A 6,415-nucleotide genomic window follows, 5' to 3' on the forward strand; every position below is an offset into this window, starting at 1 on the left:
ATGACGAGCCGACTCGGCGCGATTCCAGGTCAAGACGAGCCGACTCGCGCTCGCTTCTCGTCAGTTCGAGCCGGGTCGGCCCTTCTCGGCCGCCTTGGCCGCCGACCAGAGCCGCTCGACCTCTTCAAGGGTGTAGCGGCGACCCGACTCGGCCTCCGGGCCGAAGACGTGCGGGTTGCGGCGCTTCATCTTCTCGGTGAGGCCGGCAATGACATCGTCCATGGTGAACTCGCCGGCCTCCTCGGCGATCGCAGCGTGGAAGTAGACCTGGAGCAGCAGGTCGCCGAGCTCCTCCTTGAGGTGCTCCGGGTCCTCCTCGGAGATCGCCTCGAGCACCTCGTCTGACTCCTCGCGCAGATACTGCGCCAAGGACGCGTGGGTCTGCGACGACTTCCACACGCACCGCTCACGCATCAGCCGCATCAGGTCGAGGAACTCGACGAGCCCCTCCCCCGATGCGTACGTCCTGCCGTCGTCGTCGGCTGGGCTCAATCCAGCGCTCCGTACGCGTTCAGGCACTGCCGCAGCAGGGAACCGCGGCCGCCCTCCATGTCGCCGACGACCGCGTCGGAGACTGCCTCGGCGGGCGTCATCCAGGACAGCTCCAGGGCGTCCTGACGGGGCTCGCACTCGCCGGTCACCGGGATGACGTAGACCAGCGAGACCGCGTGCTGGCGCGGGTCGTGGAAGCGCTCACCGGGCCACGGGAAGTATTCGGCGACCGTCACCGGCACCGTGGTCAGCGGCAGGGTCGGGAACGCGACGGGGCCGAGGTCCTTCTCCAGGTTGCGCATCAGCGCGTCGCGGATCCGCTCGCCGTGCAGCACCCGCCCGGAGACCAGTGAGCGGGTGATCGACCCGGTCGTGGGCGAGCCACGCAGCAGCAGCCCGACCTCGGTGACCCGACCGTCGGGGTCGACCCGCACGGGGACCGCCTCCACGTAGAGGATGGGCACACGCCCGCGGGTCTCGCCCAGCTCCTCCTCGGAGAGCCATCCCGGCTCGGTGTCCCACTCGTTGCCGAAGGGCTCCTCAGGGAAGGACTGCTCGCCGAACGCCTCCATGGTCATGCGTCGATCCTGCCAGACACAGGCGTACGTCACGGAGCAGCGGCGCCGGAGTGTGGACTGTCACCGCCCGGACGTTGCCGAGCGAGGGCGTCCTGATCGTCACCGGCCCGCTCCCCAGGACCTGATAGGCGATCGCGATGTCGTCGCTGGTCTGCGCGTAGCGCGCCTCTGGCTCGCCGGTCAAACGCTCATTCTTGCGCCTGGGATACCTCGGTAACGTCGTGGGCATGAACCGAGTCCTCCTGATCGGACTGGCGCCCGAGGCGGTCGACCTCTCCGATGCGCCGATCGACCTGGCCACGCTGAAGGAGCGGATCGCCGTCGGCAACGCGCAGGTCGCCGACGCCGGCTACGACGCGCTCCCCTGCGAGATCGGCACCGATGTCTCCACCGCGTCCGCGCAGGTGCGCGAGGCCCTCGGGCAGCAGCCCTGGGACATCGTCATGATCGGCGGCGGGATCAGGGCGATCCCAGCCCACACCGAGCTCTTCGAGGCGATCGTCAACCTGGTCCACGAGCTCGCACCCCAGGCCCGCTTCGCCTTCAACGCCGGTCCCGACACCACCCTCGAGGCGCTGCGCCGGGTGGCCGACGGCCAGAGCTGACGCGCCTCAATCCGCGAGCCGCTTCACCGCGGCGTCGTAGAGCGTCTGCGCCGCCTCGGCGGCCATGTCGGCGGCGGCGACGGTGACCGGCTTGCCGAGGTAGTTGTTGGCGTTGCGGTCCAGGCGCATCACGTCGTAGTGGGCGGCCGCGTCGCGTGGCGGCGGGGTGTCGAAGACCGCGGCCAGGAACCTGCCGACCTTCACGTGCCCGCCCGCGCCGTACGTCGTCCTGTAGCCGTATCCCGCCAGCATGGCCTCGCCGACGTCGTGCGCTGCCTTGTAGGCGAGGTTGTAGCGGTTCTCGGTGCGGGTGACGTTGGGGACGTCGGCGAGGGCCGACTCCGCACCGGCGAGGAAGGCACGGGCCTTCTTCTCGTCGGGCCTCACGGCGCGCAGGGCGCCGGAGCGTACGAGCGCGTCAACCGCCTTCTGCTGTACCGGCGTCAGCGGCAGGGGCATCCGGTCCTCCTCCGTAGATCTCGATCACCGGGTTGGCCCGGACCTCGTCGAGGAACCCGGTCTGCTCCTCGGCCTCCTCGGGGCTCATGATCGTCGGGTTGACGATGCGCCCGACGCTGTCGGAGATTTCGCGGCAGACCTCGTAGACGGCGCGTACGTCAGGAGTGCCGATCACCATCAGGTCGATGTCGTTCGGCGGCGGCCCCGGCTCCCCCTTCGCGCGGGCCGCGAACGACCCGAAGATGAAGGCGCGCTCGATTCCGTCGAGGCCGTCGAGGGCCTCTCTGAGCAGCACAGCGGGTCCCGTGACGGTCAACAGGATCTCCCGCGTCGGCGCGAGCAAGGGGCTCTGCTCGTTGCCCTTCACGAGCCGGGTCCGGCCCACCCGGCGGTCGGCGAGCAGACCGGCCTCGAGCAGCCGAGCGACCTCGCGGTGGACCGTCGGATAGGGCAGCCCGGCCCGCTCGGCGAGGTCGGTCATGCTCATCTCCTCCCCCGGGAGCAGCAGCTCCGAGAGCAGCAGCGCCTGCGCCTCCGACCGGAACAGAGGCGCGAGCACCGGAGCCTGGCTTCTCACAAAATGGATAATAACCTCCATTTTGTGGATATGTAACCCTACGTCAGCGGGTCGATGATCGCGTCGATGACGACCCTGGCCCAGTCGAGGAGCTCGGGACCGTCCAGGGGCTTGGCCGGGAAGCCGGAGGAGACCGGGCGCGGGACCATGATGGTCTCCAGCTGCGGCTTGACCAGCGACTTCGGGTACATCCGGTTGAGCCGGACGACGCGCGAGTCGGGCAGCGTGACCGGGTGGAAGCGTACGTTCTTGCCGGCCAGGGTGACCTCGGAGACGCCGGCCTGGCGGGCGCGGGCGCGGAACCTTGCCACCTGAAGCAGGGACGACACTTCCGCCGGCGGCTTGCCGTAGCGGTCCAGGAGCTCGGCGGCGACCGACTCGACGTCCTCGTCGGAGCGCACCTCGGCCAGGCGCTTGTAGATCTCCAGGCGGAGCCGCTCGGAGGGGATGTAGTCGTGCGGGAGGTGCGCATCCACCGGGAGCTCGATCCTCACCTCGTTGAGCTCCTCGGCCGCACCGTCCGGGCCGGCCTTGAACTCGGCGACGGCCTCACCGACCAGCCGGACGTAGAGGTCGAAGCCGACGTCGGCGATGTGGCCGGACTGCTCGCCGCCGAGCAGGTTGCCGGCACCACGGATCTCGAGGTCCTTCATCGCGATCGCCATGCCACCGCCGAGGTCGGAGTGTTGCGCCAGGGTCGCGAGGCGCTCGTGGGCGGTCTCGGTCAGCGGCTTCTCACCCGGGTAGAGGAAGTAGGCGTAGGCCCGCTCGCGGGAGCGGCCGACGCGGCCACGCAGCTGGTGGAGCTGGCTCAGACCGAGGGTGTCGGCGCGCTCGATGATCATCGTGTTGGCATTCGAGACGTCCAACCCCGACTCGACCAGCGTGGTGCACACCAGCACGTCGAACTCCTTCTCCCAGAAGTCGACCATCACCTGCTCGAGCTGCTTCTCGTTCATCTGGCCGTGGGCGACCGCGACCCGCGCCTCGGGCACCAGCTCGCGGATCCGGGCGGCCGCCTTCTCGATCGAGTTGACCCGGTTGTGGATGTAGAAGACCTGACCCTCGCGGAGCAGCTCACGGCGCACCGCGGCGACGATCTGGCGGTCCTCGTAAGCACCGACGTACGTCAGGACGGGGTGTCGCTCTTCCGGCGGCGTGGTGATCGTGGACATCTCCCGGATGCCGGTGATCGACATCTCCAGGGTGCGCGGGATAGGCGTCGCCGACATCGACAGGAAGTCCACCGACGTGCGCAGACGCTTCATGGCCTCCTTGTGCTCGACGCCGAAGCGCTGCTCCTCGTCGATGATGATGAGGCCGAGATCCTTGAAACGTACGTCCTTGTTGAGCAGCCGGTGGGTGCCGACGACGATGTCGATGGTCCCGTCGGCGAGGCCCGTCATGACCTCGGCCGCCTCCTTGTCGGTCTGGAAGCGGGACAGGCCGCGCACGTTGACCGGGAAGCCCGACATCCGCTCCACGAAGGTCGACAGGTGCTGGGAGACCAGTAGCGTCGTCGGCACCAGCACGGCGACCTGCTTGCCGTCCTGAACCGCCTTGAACGCCGCACGCACCGCGATCTCGGTCTTGCCGTAGCCGACGTCACCGCAGACCAGCCGGTCCATCGGCACCGGCCGCATCATGTCCTGCTTGACCTCGTCGATGACCGCGAGCTGGTCGGCGGTCTCCTGGAACGGGAAGGCGTCCTCGAGCTCGCGCTGCCAGGGGTTGTCGGGGCCGTACTGGAAGCCCTTGGTCGCCTGCCGGGCGGCGTAGAGCTTGATCAGCTCGGCGGCGATCTCGCGGACCGCCTTGCGGGCTCGCGCCTTGCGCTTCTGCCAGTCGGCACCGCCGAGGCGGTCCATGCTCGGCTGCTCGCCGCCGACGTATCTGGTGACCTGGTCGAGGGCGTCGGCGGGGACGTAGAGTCGGTCGGGCGGGCCACCCCGCTTGGAGGCGCCGTACTCCAGCACCAGATATTCGCGGGTCGCGCCCTGCACCTCGCGCTGCTTCATCTCGATGAACCGGCCGACGCCGTGCTGCTCGTGGACGACGTAGTCGCCGGGCTTGAGCTCGAGCGGGTCGATCTGCTTCTTGCGCCGCGCCGGCATCTTGACCATGTCGCGCGTCGAGGACTTCTGGCCGGAGATGTCCTCACCGGTGAGCACGACCAGCTGGTTGGCCTCGTCGAGGAAGCCGTGGGTCAGGCGGGCGTGGATGACCGTGACGGTCTTGTGGACCGGCTTCGCGGTCTCGTCGTCGGCCTCCGCCAGCCGGGCCTGGATGTCGCGCTCCCCCAGCGCCTCGACCGTACGCTGCGCCGTGCCGTGCGCGGGCTGGACGACGACCACGCGGTAGCTGTCGTCGCGCCAGCGCTCGATGTCGGCCAGCGCCGCGGCGGTGTCGCCACGGTAGGCCTTTGCGGGCTGCCAGTCGATCTTGCGCACCGGGACGCCGACGACGTCGGGATCGGCGAGATCGGACTCGCCGTCGTCGAGGCCGAACGGGCTGACCGACCACCACGGCTTGCCCTGCGCGATGGCGTGGGCACGTACGTCGGCGAGGTCGCGGTAGGAGGCCGCGGAGAGGTCGATCGGGGCGACTCCCCCGCTGGCCGCAGCGGCCCAGGAGGCACCGAGGAACTCCTCCGCGGTGGCGACCAGGTCGTGGGCCCGGCTGCGGATCCGCTCGGGGTCGAGCAGCAGGACGTGGCTGTCCTCGGGGATCAGGTCGAGCAGCAGCTCCATGTCGTCGACGAGCGCGGGCGCGAGCGACTCCATGCCCTCGACCGCGATGCCGGCGGCGATCTTGTCGGTGAGCTCGATCAGGGTGGGGTGGTCCTCACCCAGCTTGCGCGCCCGGTCGCGGATGTCGGGCGTCAGCAGGAGCTCGCGGCACGGCGGCGCCCACAGGCGTTCGGTGGCCCCACCGTGTTCCTCCGGGATCGCCCGCTGGTCGGCGACCGCGAAGTGGCGGATCGAGTCGACCTCGTCGCCCCAGAACTCGACGCGTACCGGGTGCTCCTCGGTCGGCGGGAAGACGTCGACGATGCCGCCTCGGACCGCGAACTCGCCGCGCTTCTCGACCAGGTCGACGCGGGAGTAGGCGGCGTCGGCGAGCTTCACGACGACGTCGTCGAGGCTCGCCTCCTGGCCCTTGATCAGCTCCACCGGCTCGAGGTCGCCGAGACCCTTCACCTGCGGCTGGAGCACGCTGCGGACCGGGGCGACGACCACCTTCAGCGGACCGTGAGCACCGTCGGCATCGGGGTGACGCAGGCGGCGGAGCACGGCGAGCCGGCGCCCCACGGTGTCCGACCGCGGGGAGAGCCGCTCGTGGGGCAGGGTCTCCCAGCTCGGGTAGTAGGCGACCGAGTCGGGCGGAAGCAGGTCGGTGAGGTCGTTGACCAGATCCTCGGCCTCGCGCGAGGTCGCGGTGACCGCGAGGACGGTGCGCTCCTGGCGTACGAGACCGGTGACCACGAAGGGGCGGAGCGCCTCCGGGCCGGTGACGTCGAGCGCCAGCATCCGGCCGCCCTTGGCCTCCGCCATCACCTCGCTCAGGGCGGCATCGCGCAGAGGTGGGGGTGCTCCGGATCGTACGGAGGGTGGGTCATCCCGGTTCTCCTTGCGCGGCTTCCGGTCCGTGGTGCGGACCGCAGGGAGCGAGGGGAGCGAGACGTTACTTGTAAGTAGGGGAGG

General features: G+C 69.8%; 7 protein-coding genes. 1 reads left to right on the top strand and 6 read right to left on the bottom strand.

Going from position 1 to position 6,415, the window contains the following annotated elements; translation table 11 throughout:
* Positions 1-60 precede the first annotated feature (60 nt).
* The 3 genes from ACFVJS_RS25490 to ACFVJS_RS25500 are packed head-to-tail and all read right to left on the bottom strand — an operon-like array spanning position 61 to position 1,254.
* Positions 61-492 (bottom strand): MazG nucleotide pyrophosphohydrolase domain-containing protein, encoded by a 432-nt coding sequence (locus ACFVJS_RS25490; RefSeq protein ID WP_378886232.1) that lies wholly within the window; start codon positions 490-492, stop codon positions 61-63.
* Positions 489-1,070 (bottom strand): NUDIX hydrolase family protein, encoded by a 582-nt coding sequence (locus ACFVJS_RS25495; protein ID WP_378886234.1) that lies wholly within the window; start codon positions 1,068-1,070, stop codon positions 489-491. The genes ACFVJS_RS25490 and ACFVJS_RS25495 overlap by 4 nt, the downstream gene beginning before the upstream one ends.
* Positions 1,033-1,254 (bottom strand): hypothetical protein, encoded by a 222-nt coding sequence (locus tag ACFVJS_RS25500; protein ID WP_378886236.1) that lies wholly within the window; start codon positions 1,252-1,254, stop codon positions 1,033-1,035. Before ACFVJS_RS25500 ends, ACFVJS_RS25495 begins: the two co-directional genes overlap by 38 nt.
* A gap of 43 nt (positions 1,255-1,297) precedes the next feature.
* On the opposite strand from ACFVJS_RS25500, the gene ACFVJS_RS25505 reads away from it, so the two are divergent.
* A complete protein-coding gene (locus ACFVJS_RS25505) occupies positions 1,298-1,675 on the top strand; it encodes a hypothetical protein (protein WP_378886238.1) in 378 nt (125 codons plus the stop codon).
* 6 nt (positions 1,676-1,681) lie between these two features.
* Here ACFVJS_RS25505 and ACFVJS_RS25510 read toward each other — a convergent pair whose 3' ends face one another.
* Genes ACFVJS_RS25510 through mfd form a run of 3 tightly spaced genes read right to left on the bottom strand, consistent with a single transcriptional unit; the run spans position 1,682 to position 6,265 of the window.
* Complete coding sequence (locus ACFVJS_RS25510) at positions 1,682-2,134, bottom strand: hypothetical protein (RefSeq protein WP_378886240.1); 453 nt, start codon at positions 2,132-2,134, stop codon at positions 1,682-1,684.
* The gene (locus ACFVJS_RS25515; RefSeq protein WP_378886242.1) at positions 2,094-2,711 is read right to left on the bottom strand and encodes a MarR family transcriptional regulator; all 618 of its coding nucleotides are present in this window, start codon (positions 2,709-2,711) and stop codon (positions 2,094-2,096) included. Before ACFVJS_RS25515 ends, ACFVJS_RS25510 begins: the two co-directional genes overlap by 41 nt.
* A 38-nt stretch (positions 2,712-2,749) precedes the next feature.
* Positions 2,750-6,265, bottom strand: coding sequence for a transcription-repair coupling factor (gene mfd, locus ACFVJS_RS25520; protein WP_378886244.1), 3,516 nt, complete (start codon positions 6,263-6,265; stop codon positions 2,750-2,752).
* Positions 6,266-6,415 lie beyond the last annotated feature (150 nt).

This window comes from Nocardioides sp. NPDC057772 (assembly GCF_042798075.1).
Lineage (GTDB): Bacteria > Actinomycetota > Actinomycetes > Propionibacteriales > Nocardioidaceae > Nocardioides.